This window comes from Rhizobium sp. 01T417 (assembly GCF_056398905.1).
Genome location: NZ_JBFTQH010000150.1, coordinates 1 through 1,102, shown reverse-complemented (window position 1 = coordinate 1,102; position 1,102 = coordinate 1). Strand labels below are relative to the sequence as shown.

Genomic DNA, 1,102 nt, shown 5'->3' with positions numbered 1-1,102 from the left:
GTGCTGCTCGAAGCGAAGTGGCATGGCAGTCGATAAGGCAGGCGAGGCCGGTTGAAATTTTTTGTGCGGAATACTAGCCATCCTCTGAAGATCCTTGTAGAATCTTGTTTTTCGTTGAACGGCAACGCCGGTTAGCGGAAGCGCCAGCGGCAAGCTGGCAAAACCTCTACGGTGGCTGTAGCTCAGTTGGTAGAGTCCAGGATTGTGATTCCTGTCGTCGTGGGTTCGAGTCCCATCAGCCACCCCAAATTGCTTAACAAAACGGCCACTTACTCAAGTGGCCGTTTTGCTTTTCTGCGGGCCGTTGCTACCCGCTCAGCGAGCACTCCCGTCCTGATTCCCCTCCGAGAAATAGTAGAGATGGGTGTTGTCCGGCGCTTCGGCGTGGCGACGAAATTTTTCGCTGTCCGATTCGGCGCTGGCCTTGGCCAGTTCCGCGGCTTGTCGATAGGGCATCGGCTCCTTGTCCTTCTCGACCTCCAGCAACCGCGTCTGCTCATTCACGCGCACGCTGAACCGGCCCAGGTTGTAGAACAGGTACATGGCGTAGAGATTGTCGAAGTCGCGATAGGCCCCTTGCTCCCTGCGGAAATCGAGCGACAGGACGGAGGGGAAGCGGTTGGGCAGGTCCTTGAATGCCACCTTCTCCTCTTCGCGAGGTTCCACATAGGTGGAGCTGCCGTACTTCTTGTACAGCACTACGTCCATACCGTATCCGCGCTTGCCCCATTCCTTGATCAGCTTCATCGCCATCTCCGTGGGAATATTCGCGGTCGCGGCGGCCACCACGCGTCGCCCGGATAGGACTTTGGGGCTCTTTATCGTCAAATCCTTGTAGCCGGCGCCGTACTTGAAGGCGGCGCCGATGGTCTTGGCGCAGTTCAGGCGCAAATAATCGTATTGGATTGTGCCGCTGTGATATTCGGTGTCCGTTGCCCGCCGATGGTAATCGTCGTTGATGCGGCGGAAGTAATCGACCAGCGACTGTTTTTCCTGCGTGGGCACGCCGTAGACCCGCACACCGATCACCGACCGCTTGTAGATCTCGCCATAGTCGAGGCCAAACATCGTCGTTTCCGCGATGGAGGAGGCCGTCTTGAAC

1 protein-coding gene and 1 tRNA gene are annotated in these 1,102 nt (G+C 57.4%); one reads left to right on the top strand and one right to left on the bottom strand.

The features are described from left to right. Positions 1–171 precede the first annotated feature (171 nt). Positions 172–247 (top strand) — tRNA-His (locus AC1DPR_RS32090). Positions 248–315: 68 nt separating this feature from the next. Here the strand turns inward: AC1DPR_RS32090 and AC1DPR_RS32085 are convergent. Beyond that, a partial coding sequence (locus AC1DPR_RS32085; RefSeq protein WP_477818040.1) for a hypothetical protein occupies positions 316–1,102 on the bottom strand: 787 nt, incomplete at its 5' end.